15 protein-coding genes and 1 pseudogene are annotated in these 16,527 nt (G+C 72.5%); 7 read left to right on the forward strand and 9 right to left on the reverse strand.

The window, feature by feature from the left end:
* The first annotated feature begins 56 nt into the window (after nucleotides 1-56).
* The gene (locus M4D82_RS02240) at nucleotides 57-560 is read left to right on the forward strand and encodes a hypothetical protein (RefSeq protein WP_249764382.1); all 504 of its coding nucleotides are present in this window, start codon (nucleotides 57-59) and stop codon (nucleotides 558-560) included.
* Between the two features lie 26 nt (nucleotides 561-586).
* Here M4D82_RS02240 and M4D82_RS02245 read toward each other — a convergent pair whose 3' ends face one another.
* On the reverse strand, nucleotides 587-1,510 hold the full coding sequence (locus tag M4D82_RS02245) for an arginase family protein (protein ID WP_249764383.1): 924 nt from the start codon (nucleotides 1,508-1,510) through the stop codon (nucleotides 587-589).
* Complete coding sequence (locus M4D82_RS02250; protein WP_249764384.1) at nucleotides 1,507-1,734, reverse strand: DUF5988 family protein; 228 nt, start codon at nucleotides 1,732-1,734, stop codon at nucleotides 1,507-1,509. Before M4D82_RS02250 ends, M4D82_RS02245 begins: the two co-directional genes overlap by 4 nt.
* Nucleotides 1,735-1,944: 210 nt before the next feature.
* On the opposite strand from M4D82_RS02250, the gene M4D82_RS02255 reads away from it, so the two are divergent.
* The gene (locus tag M4D82_RS02255; protein WP_249764385.1) at nucleotides 1,945-3,276 is read left to right on the forward strand and encodes a phytase; all 1,332 of its coding nucleotides are present in this window, start codon (nucleotides 1,945-1,947) and stop codon (nucleotides 3,274-3,276) included.
* A gap of 46 nt (nucleotides 3,277-3,322) precedes the next feature.
* Here the strand turns inward: M4D82_RS02255 and M4D82_RS02260 are convergent, their stop codons facing one another.
* Complete coding sequence (locus tag M4D82_RS02260; protein ID WP_249764386.1) at nucleotides 3,323-3,715, reverse strand: ArsR/SmtB family transcription factor; 393 nt, start codon at nucleotides 3,713-3,715, stop codon at nucleotides 3,323-3,325.
* A 94-nt stretch (nucleotides 3,716-3,809) separates the two neighbouring features.
* On the opposite strand from M4D82_RS02260, the pseudogene M4D82_RS02265 reads away from it, so the two are divergent.
* A pseudogene (locus tag M4D82_RS02265) lies at nucleotides 3,810-5,782 on the forward strand (heavy metal translocating P-type ATPase).
* Nucleotides 5,783-5,912: 130 nt separating this feature from the next.
* Complete coding sequence (locus tag M4D82_RS02270; RefSeq protein ID WP_249764387.1) at nucleotides 5,913-7,412, forward strand: CehA/McbA family metallohydrolase; 1,500 nt, start codon at nucleotides 5,913-5,915, stop codon at nucleotides 7,410-7,412.
* Nucleotides 7,413-7,430: 18 nt separating this feature from the next.
* On the opposite strand, the gene M4D82_RS02275 is transcribed toward M4D82_RS02270, so the two are convergent.
* A complete protein-coding gene (locus M4D82_RS02275; RefSeq protein ID WP_249764388.1) occupies nucleotides 7,431-8,351 on the reverse strand; it encodes a LysR family transcriptional regulator in 921 nt (306 codons plus the stop codon).
* 263 nt (nucleotides 8,352-8,614) lie between these two features.
* Here M4D82_RS02275 and M4D82_RS02280 point away from each other — a divergent pair, with 263 nt between their 5' ends.
* On the forward strand, nucleotides 8,615-8,953 hold the full coding sequence (locus M4D82_RS02280) for a hypothetical protein (RefSeq protein ID WP_249764389.1): 339 nt from the start codon (nucleotides 8,615-8,617) through the stop codon (nucleotides 8,951-8,953).
* Nucleotides 8,954-9,103: 150 nt separating this feature from the next.
* Here M4D82_RS02280 and M4D82_RS02285 read toward each other — a convergent pair whose 3' ends face one another.
* Both M4D82_RS02285 and M4D82_RS02290 read right to left on the reverse strand, forming a co-directional pair.
* A complete protein-coding gene (locus M4D82_RS02285; RefSeq protein WP_249764390.1) occupies nucleotides 9,104-9,826 on the reverse strand; it encodes a response regulator transcription factor in 723 nt (240 codons plus the stop codon).
* Nucleotides 9,827-9,831: 5 nt separating this feature from the next.
* On the reverse strand, nucleotides 9,832-11,151 hold the full coding sequence (locus M4D82_RS02290; protein WP_249764391.1) for a sensor histidine kinase: 1,320 nt from the start codon (nucleotides 11,149-11,151) through the stop codon (nucleotides 9,832-9,834).
* A gap of 173 nt (nucleotides 11,152-11,324) precedes the next feature.
* On the opposite strand from M4D82_RS02290, the gene M4D82_RS02295 reads away from it, so the two are divergent.
* Nucleotides 11,325-12,497 (forward strand): serine hydrolase domain-containing protein, encoded by a 1,173-nt coding sequence (locus M4D82_RS02295; protein WP_249764392.1) that lies wholly within the window; start codon nucleotides 11,325-11,327, stop codon nucleotides 12,495-12,497.
* An 85-nt stretch (nucleotides 12,498-12,582) separates the two neighbouring features.
* On the opposite strand, the gene M4D82_RS02300 is transcribed toward M4D82_RS02295, so the two are convergent.
* The 3 genes from M4D82_RS02300 to M4D82_RS02310 form a co-directional block, all read right to left on the reverse strand.
* The gene (locus M4D82_RS02300) at nucleotides 12,583-14,625 is read right to left on the reverse strand and encodes a calcium-binding protein (protein ID WP_249764393.1); all 2,043 of its coding nucleotides are present in this window, start codon (nucleotides 14,623-14,625) and stop codon (nucleotides 12,583-12,585) included.
* Between the two features lie 184 nt (nucleotides 14,626-14,809).
* The gene (locus M4D82_RS02305) at nucleotides 14,810-15,406 is read right to left on the reverse strand and encodes a class I SAM-dependent methyltransferase (RefSeq protein ID WP_249764394.1); all 597 of its coding nucleotides are present in this window, start codon (nucleotides 15,404-15,406) and stop codon (nucleotides 14,810-14,812) included.
* Nucleotides 15,407-15,591: 185 nt separating this feature from the next.
* A complete protein-coding gene (locus M4D82_RS02310) occupies nucleotides 15,592-15,999 on the reverse strand; it encodes a RidA family protein (RefSeq protein ID WP_249764395.1) in 408 nt (135 codons plus the stop codon).
* Between the two features lie 124 nt (nucleotides 16,000-16,123).
* Between M4D82_RS02310 and M4D82_RS02315 the strand changes: the two genes are divergently transcribed.
* Nucleotides 16,124-16,504, forward strand: a complete 381-nt coding sequence (locus M4D82_RS02315; RefSeq protein ID WP_249764396.1) for a winged helix-turn-helix transcriptional regulator — start codon at nucleotides 16,124-16,126, stop codon at nucleotides 16,502-16,504.
* Nucleotides 16,505-16,527: the final 23 nt, after the last annotated feature.

Genomic DNA, 16,527 nt, shown 5'->3' on the forward strand with positions numbered 1-16,527 from the left:
GGAAATACGCGCTGCGAGGACATTTGTCTTGTTGTCGCACTCCGGAGGTGAGATCCGTGGGCTCTCCACATGACCTGGCCGACTCGACGCCGGGCCGGCAGCCCCCACAGGACGCCACGACCAAGCAGGACGACGGAAAGCACCGAGGCGGCCCGGGCGGCAGCCGGGGCGACGGAGACAACGGACAGCGCAGCTTCACCGTGACCGTCCCCTCGTTCGACCGGGTCGCGGGCGGCGCCGTCAACGCGGCGATGCTGCCCGTGGCGGTGGCCCGGCAGGTGCTGCCGGCCAAGAAGGGACTTCCGATCTATCTGGGTCTCGGCGCGCTGGCCGCCGCCGAAGTCCTGGAGTGGCCCGTGGCGATCGGCATCGGCATCGGTTACGCCGTCCTGCGGCGCGAAGGGGCCGTGATCGGGGCTCCGTCACCGACGACGCCGCCCGGGGCGGCGCGCGCGACCGGCGAACCGAAGGGACAACCCGCACCGGGCGAATCGCCCACCCCCATGGCGAGCCCCCGTACGGAAACCCCCGCGCAACCCGCACCCGGCTCCATGACGTGACCTTCCCCTCGAAGCGGTGATCCCCTTCACCCGCCGCCCGCGCCCCGGCCGGTGGCGGCAAGGCCTCGGCCCAGGCATGCGACGAGGCGGGCGGCGATCGTGCCGTCGGGGTCGAGGCGGGGATTGAAGATCGTGACGTCGAGGCCGACGGCGCGTTCGTCGGCCAGCGCCGTGTGCAGCACGCCTTCCAGTTCCTGCCAGGTCAGCCCGCCGGGGAGGCGGTAGTCGACGGCCGGCATGACGGCGTCGTCCAGGACGTCGACGTCCAGGTGGACCCAGAATCCGGCGCTCCCGCCGGCGGCGAGATGCTCGACCGCCCGCCGCGCCGCCGTGACGGCGCCGACCGCGCGTACCCCGTCGAGGTCGATCGCCCGCAGTCCGGGCGGCAGCGGCTGCATCCCGGCCCCGGTGGACTCGGCCGTGTCGCGGAAGCCGAAGGCGACGACGTCCTCGTCGCGCAGCAGGGGTCCGCGTCCTTCGAGGTCGGTGAGCAGCCGGGGGCCACGGCCGGTGGCCAGGGCGAGTTCCATCGAGGCCGCCTCGCCGGTCGGCTCGGCCGATGGCTGGTAGAAGTCGGTGTGGCCGTCGAGGAACAGCAGGCCGTGGCGTCCGCGACGGCGCAGGCACAGGAGGTTGCCGAGCAGGATGCTGCAATCACCCCCGAGCACCACGGGAAAGCGGCCGCGGTCGAGGACGACGCCGACCGCGTCGGCCAGCTCGACGGAGTAGCGTGCGATGGCCTCCGGGTTGAGGATCCCGGTGGCGTCGTCCCGCCTCGGGTCGTACGCCGGCGGTTCGAGCCGGGCGGCACGCACGGCCCCCAGCCGCCGCGCCAGACCGGCGGCGAGCAGGGCTTCCGGCAGGTCCTGGACGCCGGACGGCCGCAGCCCGAGCACGGACGGCGCCTCGATGATCGCCGGCTCCCGCACGCCACCCCCCGCCGGGGTCATTCGGCGATCTCGGTGCGCTCCCACCATTCGTAGACGGGGAGCCGGCCGCCCTCGCCGCCGCCCTCGCCGGCGTTCTGGCCGCCGTTGCGGAAGCGGGAGGTAGCCCTGAAGTGTTCGTATCCGCCGCGGTGGGCGATCTTCAGGTCCTCGCCCGGCGCCGCGACCGGCACGACGCGCTCCGGCAGATCGTCCGGTCCGCCTTCAAGTACCGCCATGGTCGTCATGGGTCCAGTCTCGCCGGCCGCCAAACGCCGTGCACCTCGACGCGCCGCCCCCGCCTCCTGGAGCCTGCCGCGGCGGGTGCGGGGTGGCGCGCCGTGTTCATGCCATGCACGGCTGTGCGTCGCCCGGCGCCGGCGCGTCCTTAACGCGGGGCCTCCAGTCTTCAGCCGCCATTGCCCCACACGTGTCCGACCAACCGTTGGAGATTCCCGGTGGACCCTCATCGTCCCGCCCGCCCCGCCCGCCCCGCCGCGACCGCTCTCGCCCTGACCGCGGCGCTCGCCGTCCTCGCCGGCCTCACCGCGGCCGCCCCCGCCACGGCGCAGGGCCGCGAGAGCGGCCGGCTGCCCGCCGTCACCCCGGTGGCGGAGACCGCCACGCTGTTCGACGACGAGGAGGGCGGCAACGCCAACGCCGACGACCCGGCCATCTGGCGCAACAGCGCCGACCCCGACCGCAGTCTGGTCGTCGCCACCGCCAAGGAGGGCGGACTGCGCGTCTACGACCTCGGCGCGCGTCAGGTCCAGGCGCTGCCCGCGCCGAGCGTGCCGGGGCCCGACCACGCACCGGGACGGTTCAACAACGTCGACCTGGTCCACCGGATGCGCCTGTCCACCGGCCGGAGCGACCTCGCCGTCGTCACCGACCGCGGCAACGACCGCCTGCGCTTCTACCGCATCGACGCCGACCGCCCCGGCGGCCCGCTGACCGACGTCACCGCCCCGACCGCGCCCGCGGTGTTCTCCGCCTCGCAGGAGGAGATCGACGACCAGCGCACCGCGTACGGCCTGGCGACCTGGACGGACGAGGCCACCGGCCGCTCCTACGCCCTGGTCAGCCGCCGCCACGAGACGCGGATCGCCCTGCTCGAACTGACCGCCGAGCCCGGCGGCACCGTCGGCTACCGCCTCGTGCGGACGCTGGACCTGCCCTCGTCCTTCCGGCTGCCGAACGGCGCGACCTGGACCCCCTGCGGCGAGCCCGACGAGCGGCCCCAGATCGAGGGCATGGTCGTCGACCCCGCCGACGGCACGCTCTACGCCGGCCAGGAGGACGTCGGCGTCTGGCGGATGCGCGCCGATCTGACGTCCGCGCCGGTGCTGGTGGACCGGGTCCGCTCGTACGGCGTCCCGGCCGTGTACGACGAGGAGACCGAGGACTGCACGCCCGGCGCCGACCCTGGCTTCGGCGGCCGCCGCCTGTCCGCCGACGTGGAGGGGCTGACGATCGTGGACGAGGGGGACGGTGACGGCTACCTCATGGTGTCGAGTCAGGGCGACGACACCTTCGCCTTCTACGACCGCGAGCGCGAGGACGACCACGAGTACGAGGGCGGCGTACGGATCACCGCGCGCTCGCGGGACCTCGACGGCTCGGAGGAGTGCGACGGGGCCGCGGCCCTGAACCGGCCCCTCGGCCGCGCCTTCCCGCGCGGCCTGCTCGTGGTCCAGGACGGGCACGACGGCCCGGAGGACGGCCCGCGCACCGCGACCGGCTTCAAGTTCGTGGACCTCGGCCGGGTACTGGACACCCTGGACGACTGACCGCGCGCGGCGGGCCCGAAGCACCGGGCCCGCCCGACCGCCTCGCTCAGTACCCGCCTGCCGGCGCGCTCTCGCCGGCGGGCGCGGCGGCGTCGTGGATTCCCAGCCGTAGGTGCTCGACGTGGTACAGCGCCTGGTCGAGGAGTTCGGCGACGTGGTTGTCGTAGAGGGCGTAGACGATCGAGCGCCCGTGGCGCTCACCGGTGACCAGCCCGAGGTTGCGCAGCAGGCGCAACTGGTGGGAGCAGGCCGAGGCTTCCATGCCGACGGCCTCGGCGAGGTCGCCCACCGAGCAGGGCCCTTCCTGGAGCCGGGCCAGGATGTACAGGCGTGACGGGGTGGCGAGGGCCTGGAGGGTGGCGGCGACGTCGGCCGTGCCGACGGCGTCGAGGCGCTCGCGCGCGGTGGCGCGGCCGGCTGTGTCGGTTCCGTGGCCCATGCGGACATCATACCTATGACACATGAAGACCTATTCAGATGTTCCTGTATGGTGGATGCCGTTGCCCCATCCGCCCGCGAAGGGTCGCTTTGTCATGTCTTCTGCCCTGGATCAGCGGCCCGCACAGGCCACCGTCGGACCGCCGGCGGCGAGTCGACGCCGTACGCGGATCCTGGCGCTGCCGGAGGCCCGGTGGGCGCTGGCCGCGCTGGTCCTGTTCCTGGTCGCCCTCCCCCTCAAGCTGCTCGACGCCCCGGTGTGGACGTGGGCGCCGCTCTTCGCCGCCGTCTACGTCACGGGCGGTTGGGAGCCGGGCTGGGAGGGCCTGAAGGCACTCAAGGACAAGACCCTGGACGTGGATCTGCTGATGGTCGTGGCCGCGCTCGGGGCGGCGGCGATCGGACAGGTCCTGGACGGGGCGCTGCTGATCGTCATCTTCGCGACCTCCGGCGCCCTGGAGGCCGTCGCGACCGCCCGGACGGCGGACTCCGTACGCGGACTCCTCGACCTCGCCCCCGCCACGGCGACCCGGCTCCTGTCCGACGGCACCGAGGAACCGGTCCCGGCCGGGGACCTGAAGGTCGGGGACACCATCCTGGTGCGGCCCGGGGAACGGATCGGCGCCGACGGCCGGGTCCTCCACGGGGCGAGCGACGTAGACCAGGCCACCATCACCGGCGAACCCCTGCCCGTGGCCAAACAGGCGGGTGACGAGGTGTTCGCCGGCACGCTGAACGGCACCGGCGCCATCGGCGTGCGGGTCGAACGGGATCCGGCCGACTCGGTGATCGCGCGGATCGTGAAGATGGTCGAGGAGGCCTCCGAGACCAAGGCCCCACCCAGCTCTTCATCGAGAAGATCGAGCAGCGCTACTCGATCGGCATGGTCGTCGCCACCCTCGCCGTCTTCGCGGTCCCGCTCGCCTTCGGCTCCGCCCTGCAACCCGCCCTGCTCCGCGCGATGACGTTCATGATCGTCGCCTCGCCCTGCGCGGTGGTGCTCTCCACGATGCCGCCGCTGCTCTCCGCCATCGCCAACGCCGGCCGGCACGGCGTCCTGGCGAAGTCGGCCGTCGTCATGGAACGCCTGGGCCAGGTCGACGCCGTGGCCCTCGACAAGACCGGCACGCTCACCGAGGGCGTCCCCCACGTCACCGACATCCGCCCCGAGCCCGGTTCCGGACTGGACGAGAACGCGCTGCTGGCCCTGGCGGCGGCGGCCGAACATCCCAGCGAGCACCCGCTCGCCCGCGCCGTCGTCCGGGCCGCCCGCGAACGGGGCCTCACCCTCCCCGAGGCGACCGACTTCACCTCCACCCCCGGGCAGGGCGTCACCGCCGCCGTCGGCGACCGCACCGTCCAGGTCGGCTCCCCGGCCCACCTCGCCGGGGCCGGGGGCCAGGGGATCGGCGCAGCGGTACGGGCACTCGAAGACGGGGGCCGCACCACGGTCCTCGTACGGCTCGACGGCGAACCGGTCGGGGTGCTGGGCCTCACCGACCGGCTCCGCCCCGACGCCCGGGCCACCGTGGCCGCGCTCACCGAACTGACGGGTCGTCCACCCGTGCTGCTGACCGGCGACAACGAGCGCGCCGCCCGCCGGCTCGCCGCCGAGGTCGGCATCACCGACGTTCGCGCCGGACTTCTCCCGCAGGACAAGGTGGCCGCCGTCCGCGGGTGGGAGGCCGAGGGGCTCCGGGTGCTGGTGGTCGGCGACGGCGTCAACGACGCCCCCGCCCTGGCCGCCGCGCACACCGGCATCGCCATGGGCAAGGCGGGCTCGGACCTCGCCCTGGAGACGGCCGACGCCGTCGTGGTCCGCGACGAACTCGCCACCGTCCCCGCCGTCGTGACCCTCTCCCGCCGGGCCCGCCGTCTCGTCGTCCAGAACCTGGTCATCGCCGGAACCTTCATCACCGCGCTGGTGGCCTGGGACCTGATCGGGACGCTGCCCCTGCCGCTCGGTGTCGCCGGCCACGAAGGCTCCACCGTCATCGTCGGCCTCAACGGCCTGCGCCTGCTGCGGGAGCGTGCCTGGACCGGCTCCCTCGGCCGGGACGCCGCGTAGTGCCATGGAGTGCGCCGCGGTAAGGCAACCGCTACCACCTGGCCCCCCACCCTTGGGGAGGAGTTAACGGCGCGGTACCAGGCTCGAAAGGCACCTCCCCCGTCCCTCCACACCCTGGGAAGTGACCGGCGTGAGCGAATCCGTAGGCAGGCGCGCGGTCTTCGTGGCGGGTGCGGCCACCGTCCTGACCCTGGGCCGGGTCGGCTTCGCCGGCGCGGCCGGGGCCGGCGAGGAGACCAGGACGGTACGCGGCACCCTGCCACCCGGCGCACCCGACTTCGTCGAGCTGCCCTTCGACGTGCCGCGCGGGGTGCGGGAGATCGAGGTCTCCTACACGTACGAGAAGGTGAGCGTCCCGCCCGGCACCCCGAACAACGCCCTGGACATCGGCATCTTCGACGAGCGCGGCACCGGCCTCGGCGGCGAGGGATTCCGCGGCTGGTCGGGCGGCGCCCGCAGCTCCTTCTTCCTGCGCGCCGACGCCGCCACCCCCGGCTACCTGCCCGGCCCCCTGCGCGCCGGGACCTGGCACGTCGTCCTCGGCCCCTACACGGTGGCCCCGCAGGGACTCCCGTACGCGGTGACCATCACGCTCCGGTACGGCGACCCGGGCCGCACCCCGAGGCCGATCCACCCGCCGCTGCGGGCCCGGGGCCGGGGCAGGGCCTGGTACCGGGGCGACTGCCACCTGCACTCCGTGCATTCGGACGGCCGCCGCTCCCCCGCCGAGCTCGCGGCCCTCGCCCGCGCCGCCGGGCTGGACTTCATCAACACCTCCGAGCACAACACGAACTCCGCGCACGGGGCCTGGGAAGGGCTGTGGGGAGACGACCTGCTGATCCTCACCGGCGAGGAGATCACCACTCGCAACGGCCACGTCCTCGCGATCGGCACGGACCCCGGCACCTTCGTGGACTGGCGCTACCGGGCTCGGGAGAATCGTTTCGGCCGCTTCGCCCGCGAGATACGCCGGGCGGGAGGGCTGGTCGTCCCGGCGCACCCGCACGCCACCTGCGTCGGCTGCAACTGGAAGTTCGGCTTCGCCGAGGCGGACCTGGTGGAGGTGTGGAACGGTCCCTTCACCCCCGACGACGAGGTGAGCCTCCAGGCCTGGGACGCCACCCTGGCGGGCGCCGTCCCGGGCAGGCCGTGGACCCCGGCCATGGGCAACAGCGACGCCCACCGCGACCCCGACCGGGTCGGCGGCCCGCAGACGGTGGTGCTGGCCAAGGAGTTGAGCCGTGACGCGATCCTGGCGGGCCTGCGGGCAGGTCGCGCGTACGTCGCCGAGTCGGCCGCGGTGTCCCTGTCCCTCACGGCCGTCGGCAGCCGCGGCCGGCACGCGGGCATCGGCGAACGCCTCCCGGCGGAGCCCGCCGAGCCGATCACGATCCGCTGCGAGGCCTCCGGCGCCCCCGGCCGCACCCTGTCCCTCGTCACCGACCAGGGCACCCTTCTCACCACCACCCTCCCCGCCTCCGGCACCGGCGCGGCCGAATGGCTCACGACGCCGCGGTACACGACGTACGTACGCGCCGAGCTGCGGCACGCCCCGACGGTGGCCGGACTCCCGGGCCCGCTCGCGGCGTTCACCAACCCGATCTTCCTCGGCGGCCACCACCACCGCTAGGTCGTGGCACGGCCCAGGTCAAGACACGGCCTGGCGGCGCACGATGGTCGACTGCTCGGTGCAGGTCGCGGCGACCGTGTCGGCGAAGGCCCGAGCCAGTGGCGTGAGCGCGTCCCAGCGGCGGACCGCCCAGCCGACCGGAAGCGCGGGCAGCGCGGGAACGGGAACGAGCCGCAGCGGGCCGTCCCCCGGAACCCGCAGCCCCGGGACGGCGGGTACGACCGTGGGCCCCAGGCCGAGTTCGGTGAGCAGCAGCGCGGTGTCCCAGTCCGCCACGCTGGTGTCCGAGGCCACGCGCACGCCCAGCTCGGTGAACGCCGCGTCCAGGCGGGCGCCGGAGAGGGAGTTCGGCGGCAGCCGGACGAGGCGGAGGTCCGTGAGGTCGGCGGCGTCGACGGTCGACCGGTCGGCGAGCGGGTCGTCCGCGCGTACGGCGAGCACCCAGGGCAGGTCGACGACCGGCCGCTGCTCGATGCCCGGCACCGGAGCGCCGATGGTGATCCACGCCAGGTCCAGCGTGTTCGCCAGCAGCGCGTCGAAGCAGCGGCGGCTGGAGGTCTCGGTCCGGAACTCCAGGCTCAGCCTGGGGTTGCGCCGTCGGAAGCCGACGATCGCCTCGGCCATGAAGTGCCGCAGGGTCGCGCCGCCGGTGCCGACCCGTACGGATCCGCCGGCGCCGTTCGCCAGGTCGTCGAGCGTACGCAGCGCCCGGTCGAGTCCGGTGATCCCGTCGGCGGCGGCCTCGTAGAGGATCCGCCCGGCGGCGGTGGGCACCGTACCGCGCGGGCGGCGTTCCAGCAGGGTCACCCCCGTCTCCCGCTCCAGCCGCTTCACGTGCTGGCTCACCGCGGACTGGGTGCAGCCCAGTTCCCGTGCCACGCCGCTGAGGCTTCCGGTCCGGCACACGGCCACGAACACGCGGAGGTCATCCAGAGTCACAAAACCCAAGCTATCCCTTGGGCTTGGGCAAGGAAACCCAAGGATTGACTGGGCTCGCGGCAAAGCGGCAGGATTTCGCGTGGGCCCAGGCGGCAACCTGTCCGGCGGCCGCGACCGGTTCCGGAGCCGGACGCGAACGCCGGACGGGTGCCGACCACCCCCTGCACCCGGTGTGGTGACGGGAAGCGGTGACAGGAAAGCGGATCGGGAAAGCGGATCGGGAAAGCGGGTAACGGGCTCGTGCCGGGATCGTTCAACAGGCCATGATCGATATCAAGAAGCCCGCACTCGCCCTCGCCGCCTGCGCGATCACGCTCGTCTCGGCGGCGCCCGCGTTCGCCCAGGTCGACAGCCACTGTGGCAAGTACATCTGCGTCATGACCGCACACCACAACAGGTTCGTACAGGACATCACCGTCCAGACCAAGGACGGCCTCCCCGGGACGCTGCGCGCCTACTGGGGCAACTACCACTCGCCGAAGGTGAACGCCGCCAGTCACAGGTGGGCCGTCGGTTACGAGCAGGCGCACTCCAAGCTCGTCTGCGGCGGACTGGAGCGCGACGGCCGCACGATCGAAGACGGCGTCTGCGTGACGATCTGAACCTCTCCACCGACCACGTCCCGCACCGTCCTCCCCTGACGTCGGCGCGGGACGTGGAACTGCCACTCCTCGGCCGCGCCCTGCTCGACACCCATGGCTCCGCTGCTCCGGCCGGAGCACGCCCGCGCGCCGCATGACGGTGGCCGGCTGTCAGCCGGTAAACCTCGGCACCACCAGTCCCGATTCGTAAGCGATCACCACCGCGTGCGTCCGGTTGTGCGCGCCGAGCTTGGTCAACACGTTCCCGACGTGCGTCTTCACCGTTTCCAGGCTGACCGTGAGCGACTCCGCGATCTCCGGGTTGGACAGGCCGGTGGCCATCAACCGCAGCACTCCCTCCTCCCGTCCTGTCAGCGCCGCCCTGGGCAACGCCTTGGCGGAGGCCAGCGGGCGGGCGGCGACCATCCGGCGCAGTGCCGTCGGGAAGAGGATCGCCTCGCCCGCCGCCACCACCCGCACCGCCTCCGCTATCTGTCGGACCGGAAGCCGCTTGAGCACGAATCCGCTGGCCCCCGCGCTGAGCGCGGCGGTGACGTAGTCGTCGTTCTCGAAGGTGGTGATCACCACGACCTTGGGCGGTTCGGCCGACTCGGCCAGCACCTGCCGGGTGGCTTCGATCCCGTTGCGGCGCGGCATCCGCACGTCCATCAGGATCACGTCCGGCCTGAGCCGCCGCGCCTGCTCGACCGCCTCGACGCCGTCGGCGGCCTCGCCGACCACCGTGAGCCCCGGCTGCGTGGAGAGCAGCGTACGCAGACCGCTGCGGGTCACCTCGTCGTCGTCCGCGATCAGGAGCGTGATGGTGCCACCGGCGTCAGGGCTGGTGGCGGCAGCGCCGGTTGGGGCGGTCTCGCTGGAGTCAGAGCCGATCATGCCGATCACCGTACCGGCAGCCGGACGGCCAACCGCCAGTGCCGCGGCCCGTCCGGACCGACCTCGATCTCACCGTGCAGCAGCCGTACGCGCTCCGTCAGGCCGGGCAGCCCGTGTCCGGATGTCGGGAAGGCGTCGCGGCTCGACCTGCCCCGACCCTTACCCGTACGTATGCCTCCCCCGATCGGGTTGACCACACTGAGCTCCAGGCCGCCCGTCTCGACCGCCACCCGGACGTCGATCCGGCCCTGCGCCCCGTGCCGCAACGCGTTCGTCAGCCCCTCCTGCAGTATCCGGTACGCCGCCCGGGACAGCGTTCCCTGCACCTGCGTCATGTCGCCCGACAGCTCCGGCTCCACCTGCGCACCCGTGTGCCGCAATCGGCCGAGCAGCTCGGGGAGGTCGGCCAGGGTGCGGAGCGGCGCTGTCTCCGCCCGCTGTTCGCGCAGCACGCCCAGTACGTAGTCCAGATCCTCCAGGGCGGCCCGGGTCGACTCCTCGATGCTGCGCAGGGCGGCACGCGCCGCTCCCGGATCCGTGGAGAGCAGCTCGCCCGCCACCGCGGCCTGGATGGTGGTCGCCGTCAGGGTGTGCCCTATCGAATCGTGCAACTCGTGGGCGAGCCGGTTCCGTTCGGCCAGACGCAGCTCCCGCTCGGCCGCCAGCGCGAGCCGCTCGGCCGATGAGGGCCCCAACAGCCTGGGTGCCAACCACCGCAGGGTGTGGGTCACCACCACGCACACGATCGCCGCCGCCGGCAGGCAGCCGAGCGCCACCACCCGGCTCTGCCACCCACCCTCCACCCGGGCCGACCAGCCGTACAGGCTGAGGGTCAACTCGGCACCGAACCAACCGATCGGGAGGGTCAGGCCGACGAGGATCAGCACGCCGCTCACCAGCGCCCCCGTCCACCCCAGGGCCACGTGGAGCAGCAGCCACAGAGGAGTGCGCCACCGGTCGGCGCCGGACGGCTCGGTGGGGGCGGGCTTCCCGACGGGATCGTGCACCGGATGGGTCGCCGCCCCGCCCGGTGGGCTCGCACGTTGACGGCGGGCCGGCGGTTCCGGCAACGGCACCCGCAGCAGTCGACGGGCGGACGCGACCAGCGCCCGCCGCGTGGTGTGGGCCAGCCCGAGCACGCCGATCAAGACCGCCCAGACCAGCAGGACCAGAACGGTCTGCACCCCCTCGGGAGCGGATCGCCAGGCGAGCGTCGGCAGCAGCGCGAAAGGCAGCAGTGGAAGGCTCACCAACGCACCGCAACAGGCGAACAACATGCCCACATACGTGGAGCCGCGCAGCAGCGGCCGGATTCCCTTGATCATAATCCGGCCAGTATCACCGGGCGGCTCGCTCCTGGCCTCCCCCGATCGGGGGAGTACTTTCTCCCGCCTTTCCGTGATGCGCATCCGCGACCTCGGGAGCCAACATCGTGCCCTGAGCAGTTGGCCGTCGGCCGGCAGTGCTCACTTCCCGACGATTCGACAGGAGTTGACTCATGCGTGAGCAGTCATCGCAAAGGCTTCGCTTTTCCAGGCGGCAGCAAGGCGGCCGGCGCGGAACCGTGCGGGCCGCGGCGGTCGCGTTGACCGTCGGCGTCATGTCGATGGGTGCCCTGGCGCCGCCCGCGGCGTTCGCCGCGCCCAGGCCGGACACCGTGCAGCAAGGCCTGAACGCGCTGGTGCGTACCGATGGCCTGCCGGCCGCGCTGGCGAGCGTCACGGACCGCGAAGGTCGCACCCGTACCTACACCGCGGGGGTCGGCGATCTGGCCACCGGCTCGAAGGTGCCCGTGGACGGTCAGATGCGGATGGGCAGCAACACCAAGACGTTCACCGCGGTCGTGGCACTGCAACTGGTGGGTGAAGGGAAGATCGACCTCGATGCCTCGGTCGACACCTATCTGCCGGGCCTCGTACGCGGGGACGGGATCGACGGACGTCACATCAAAGTCCGTCAGCTCCTGCAACACACCAGCGGACTGCCCGAATACGGGGATGACATCCCCGACGACACGCTTCAGCACCGGTACTTCGAACCCCGCGATCTGCTCGACATCGCCTTCCGAAACAAAGCCGACTTCGCCCCCGGTGAGAAATGGGCGTACAGCAATACGAACTACGTGGTGGCCGGCCTCATCATCCAGAAGATCACCGGTCGCCCCCTCGCCGAGGAGGTGGATCGGCGCATCGTCAAGCGCATCGGGCTGCGCCACACCTACTTCCCCGTTGCAGGTGACAGGTCCATCCGAGAACCCCACCCCAAGGGCTACGGACAGGATTCTCCAGGCGCGCCCATGCGCGATTACACGGAGATAGACCCCTCTGCGGGCTGGGCGGCAGGCCAGATGATCTCCACCGACTCCGACCTCAATCGGTTCTTCAGCGCGCTCCTGGCCGGCCGCCTCCTTCCGGCGGCCCAACTCGCGCAGATGCGCACCACCGTCCCGATCGGGGACACCGGCGCAGGCTACGGGCTGGGGCTGATGAGCAGGCCGCTGTCGTGCGGTGGTGTCTATTGGGGCCACGGCGGTGATATCGCGGGATTCGAGACGCGCGGTGGAGTCACCGACGACGGCCGCGCCGCCAACGTCACTGTGACCAGCGTCCCGATCGACGACGCCGTCAGGAAGCGCGTCGAGAGCCTGGTGGACACGGCCCTGTGCCGCTGAATCGCCGGCGAGGCGCGGGAGAGCCGCCGCCCTGATGGGGTGGCGGCGGCTCTCGGGGAAGGGGGTGGGTCAGGGGCAGCTCGGGTCAGGGGCAGCTGATGCGGATGTCGCCCGGGTCGGTGGTGCAGGCGTCGGTACCGGCTCCGCCGTTGGCGGTGTCGTTGCCGGCGACGCCGTCGGTGGTGGTGAGGCGGTCGTTGCCGTAGTAGCCGATCAGGGTGTCGTTGCCGGGACCGCCGTTCAGAGTGTCGTCGCCGAAGCCGCCGTCGATGTTGTCGTTTCCGAAGCCGCCGTGGACGGTGTCGTTTCCGTAGCTCGCGCGGACGGTGTCGTTTCCGCCGAGGGCGCAGATCACGTCGGTGACGTAGCCGCCGTTCAAGGTGTCGGCGCCGCTGGTGCCGATGATCGTGCAGCCTCGGGCGTTGTTCACCGAGGTGGTCCAGGTGGCCGTGTTGTTGGGGGTCGTGGGGTCCTGCTGGCCGGCGCTCGCGGTGGCCGTGTTCGTGACCGTGCCGGTGGCCCTGGGCTCGGCCGTCACCGTGACCGTCGCGCTCGCGCCCGGGGCCAGGGAGCCGAGCGCGCAGGTGGCGCCCGTCGCGGTGGTGGTGCACGTGCCCTGAGAGGCTGCGGCCGAGGTCAGGCTGACACCGGCTCCGGAGAGCGTGTCCGACAGGGTGACGCCGGTCGCGGTGGCGGTGGAGGTCGCGGAGTTGGAGACCGTCACCGTGTATGTGGCGCGGTCGCCGATGCTCAGGGTGCCCGTACCGGTCTTCGTCACCGACAGGTCCGCGATCGGCTGCTGCGGGGGCGTGCCGTCGCCACCCTGGTAGCGGGCGAGGGCGAACGCGAGGCCCGACGCGTGACCCGCCGCGACGATGTTGCCGTCCGGCTGGACGAGCACGCCGCGGGCCTCGTCGAAGTCCAGGAACCCGGTGAGGACGAAGCCGTCGCCGCCGAAGCCGGTGTCCACGGTGCCGTTGGGGTTGAAGCGGACGAGGCCGAAGTCGGTGCCCTCGGAGCTGTTCGGGTCGTCGGCCTGCCCGGCGAGGATGATCTTGCCGTTCGGCTGGAGGGCCATGGCGCGGGCGATGCCGCCGTCACCGGGGAAGTTGACCGAGGTGCGCCCGCCGGCGCCGAAGCCGGTGTCCGGGCTGCCGTCGGCGTTGTAGCGCAGGAGGGCGAAGCCGGCGCCGCCGGAACCCGCGGCGACGATCTTGCCGTCCGGCTGTACCGCCACGGCGTTGCCGAACTCGGTGCCGCCGAAGTCCGCGGTCACCATGCCGTCACCGCTGAAAGTGGAGTCGAGGGTGCCGTCGGGCAGGTAGCGGGCCACGCCGATGTCGAAGGCCGTGTTGCCGACGTAGCCGACCGAGACGATCTTGCCGTCCGGCTGGAGGGCCATGCCGCGGGCGATGCCGCCGCCGTCCTGGGGCGAGGTGGGGGTGAACCCGGCGACCACCGCGCCGTCGCCGCCCAGGCTCGGGTCCAGGTTCCCGTTCGTGTCGAGGCGGACGAGCGCGAAGCCGCCCCCGCCGCCCTTGCCCGCGGCGATGATCCTGCCGTCGGACTGTACCGCCACGTCCGCGCCATCGGCGGAGCCGCCGAACTCCTCGACCCGGACCAGGCCGCCGTCGCCGAAGCCCGTGTCGAGACTGCCGTCGGTGTGGTAGCGGGCCACGGAGAAGAAGCAGCAACCGCCGCCCTCCTCCGCGATCACCTCGGTGGTACCCGCCACGACGATCTTCCCGTCCGAGGGCTGGATCGCCACCGCGTTGGCCGTGTGGCTGCCGCCGCCGAAGTCACTGGTCACCGTACCGTCGCCGGCGAAAGCGGGGTCGAGGCCGCCGTTGGTGTCGTACCGCGCGAGCGCGAAACCGGCCCCGCTCGCGCCCACCACGACCAGCTTGCCGTCGGACTGGCGCGCGATGTCGTTGCCTGACACGGGTTCAGGGAAGGGGGTGGTCACCCGGCCATCGGAACCGAAGGTCGGATCCAGATCTCCGGGTGCGGCCAGCGCCGCGCCGGGCAGGGCGAGTACGAGGGCCAAGCCGAGCGCGGCGGCCGCCACACCGGCCGTCCCGCCCCGTCGGCGGCGCCGCCGCTCCGGCTTCAGGTGTGCGTGGGTCATGGGCGTACGAACCTCCGGCGTCGCGGAATGCGGGGAGCAGCGCACAGCTTCGTACCGAACCCCGCCCGCGCCCCGCGAGCCGTGCCGTACTCCGCCCACTGGCCCTCGGGAACCACCCCGGCGGAGCACCGTACGGACCCGGGGCGCGGGCCGCCGGCTCCGCCGGGCACCCGCAAGACACGGCTTAGACGCGTACCGCGCTCAGGAGGGCCGATGTCGAGGCCATGCGGGTCGGGGGGTTCCAGGTTCGGGTGCGGACGGAGGTGAAGCCGGCCGTTTCGAGGGCGTTGGTGAGGGTGGCGAGGTCGGTGGGGAGCCACTTCTCGTGGGCGGCGAGGAGGATGCGGCCTCCGGGGCGCAGGACGCGGTGGAGCTCGGTCAGGCCGGCGGGCACGTCGGGCCACAGCTGGAGGTTGTTGACGGAGATCACGACGTCGACGGAGGCATCGGCCTCGCCGGTTCGGGCGGCGGTGGCGACGGCGAGGCGGAGGCGGCCCCTGTCGATCAGGGACGCGCACCGGCGGCGGGCCATGGCGAGCATGACGTCGGACGGGTCGATGCCGATCACGTGGGCGGAGCGTAGGGCCGCGGCTTCGAGTCCCACCCCGGGGCCGGGCCCGACGACCAGGACGACCTCCTGCTCCGTGGGCCCGGCCAGCTCGACGACGTGCCGTTCGGTGGCGGCGTTGCCGTGCGCCATGAGGCGGCCACCGACCCGGCCGAGCGGCCCGCTGGGCAGGCCGAACCCCTTGGTCAGGAGACGCTGGACGAAGCTCTGCACCTCGTCATGGAACCATGCGCGAAGCGACGGACCGTGCCGAGGCGCGCGCGAGCGGTCAGCAGATCGTGCCGGGGGCGGCGGCCGCGGTCGCTCGAAACGGCCATCCCTCCCTACGGTGATACGCGCGGAACAAGCCCCGCGTAGGAGGCGGCGGGCGCCTTTGGCCCCGTGGCTCTATGGTCGGTTCAGTCGATGACCGCCGTGGCCTCGATCTCGATCAGGTGCTCGGGGACGTCGAGGGCCGCGACGCCCAGCAGTGTGGCCGGCGGGACGGGGGTGACGCCGAGCTTCGCGGCCGCCCTGTCGATGCCCTCCAGGAGCAGGGGCATCTTGTCGGGGGTCCAGTCGACGACGTAGACCGTCAGTTTCGCCACGTCGTCGAAGGAGCCGCCGGCGCCGGCCAGGGCGGTGGCGATGTTGACGTAGCACTGCTCGACCTGCGCGGCGAGGTCCCCCTCACCGACCGTGACGCCGTCGGCGCCCCAGGCGACCTGCCCGGCGATGAAGACCAGCTTCGATCCGGTCGCGATCGACACCTGCCGGTAGACGGGGATCTCGGGCAATCCGTCGGGGTTCACGAAGGTGATGGCCATGCGCCTGTCTCCTTGTCCTGAGCGCCCGCAGGGGGCCGCTCTCGGTCACTTGTGGTTACTCGGGAACCGTAGGAGAGTGGTCGTTGACACGGAAGAACGCACTTTTCGGTGACTGGGGAACCTCATGGGAACCAAGCAGATCAGCGACGCGATCGACGAAGCGGACCTGAGGCGTGCGGACTCCCTGGGACGGGAGATCTTCTCCGACGTCGCCAACAAGTGGGCGCTCCTCATCATCGAGGCCCTGGGCGAGCGCACCCTGCGCTTCAGCGAGCTGCGCGACGAGGTCGAGGGCATCAGCCACAAGATGCTCACCCAGAACCTCCGCATGCTGGAACGCAACGGCCTGGCCGCACGCAAGGTGCACCCCACCGTGCCGCCGAAGGTCGAATACACCCTGACGGAGCCGGGCCAGGCCCTCCGCGCCACGGTCGACGGCATGTGCGACTGGACCCACCGCTACATCGGCCACATAGAGGCCGCCCGCACCCGCTTCGACGCCTGACGCGCCACGCCACGCCACGCCAC

The sequence above is a fragment of the Streptomyces sp. RerS4 genome, assembly GCF_023515955.1.
GTDB lineage: Bacteria > Actinomycetota > Actinomycetes > Streptomycetales > Streptomycetaceae > Streptomyces.

What these genes read in the sequence shown, in the direction of transcription:
- M4D82_RS02295 (WP_249764392.1), top strand. Translation starts at nt 11,325, where the DNA reads ATGCGTGAGCAGTCATCGCAAAGGCTTCGCTTTTCCAGGCGGCAGCAA.
- M4D82_RS02250 (WP_249764384.1), bottom strand. Translation starts at nt 1,734, where the DNA reads ATGACGACCATGGCGGTACTTGAAGGCGGACCGGACGATCTGCCGGAG.
- M4D82_RS02245 (WP_249764383.1), bottom strand. Translation starts at nt 1,510, where the DNA reads ATGACCCCGGCGGGGGGTGGCGTGCGGGAGCCGGCGATCATCGAGGCG.
- M4D82_RS02285 (WP_249764390.1), bottom strand. Translation starts at nt 9,826, where the DNA reads ATGATCGGCTCTGACTCCAGCGAGACCGCCCCAACCGGCGCTGCCGCC.
- M4D82_RS02290 (WP_249764391.1), bottom strand. Translation starts at nt 11,151, where the DNA reads ATGATCAAGGGAATCCGGCCGCTGCTGCGCGGCTCCACGTATGTGGGC.
- M4D82_RS02315 (WP_249764396.1), top strand. Translation starts at nt 16,124, where the DNA reads ATGGGAACCAAGCAGATCAGCGACGCGATCGACGAAGCGGACCTGAGG.
- M4D82_RS02310 (WP_249764395.1), bottom strand. Translation starts at nt 15,999, where the DNA reads ATGGCCATCACCTTCGTGAACCCCGACGGATTGCCCGAGATCCCCGTC.
- M4D82_RS02260 (WP_249764386.1), bottom strand. Translation starts at nt 3,715, where the DNA reads ATGGGCCACGGAACCGACACAGCCGGCCGCGCCACCGCGCGCGAGCGC.
- M4D82_RS02280 (WP_249764389.1), top strand. Translation starts at nt 8,615, where the DNA reads ATGATCGATATCAAGAAGCCCGCACTCGCCCTCGCCGCCTGCGCGATC.
- M4D82_RS02300 (WP_249764393.1), bottom strand. Translation starts at nt 14,625, where the DNA reads ATGACCCACGCACACCTGAAGCCGGAGCGGCGGCGCCGCCGACGGGGC.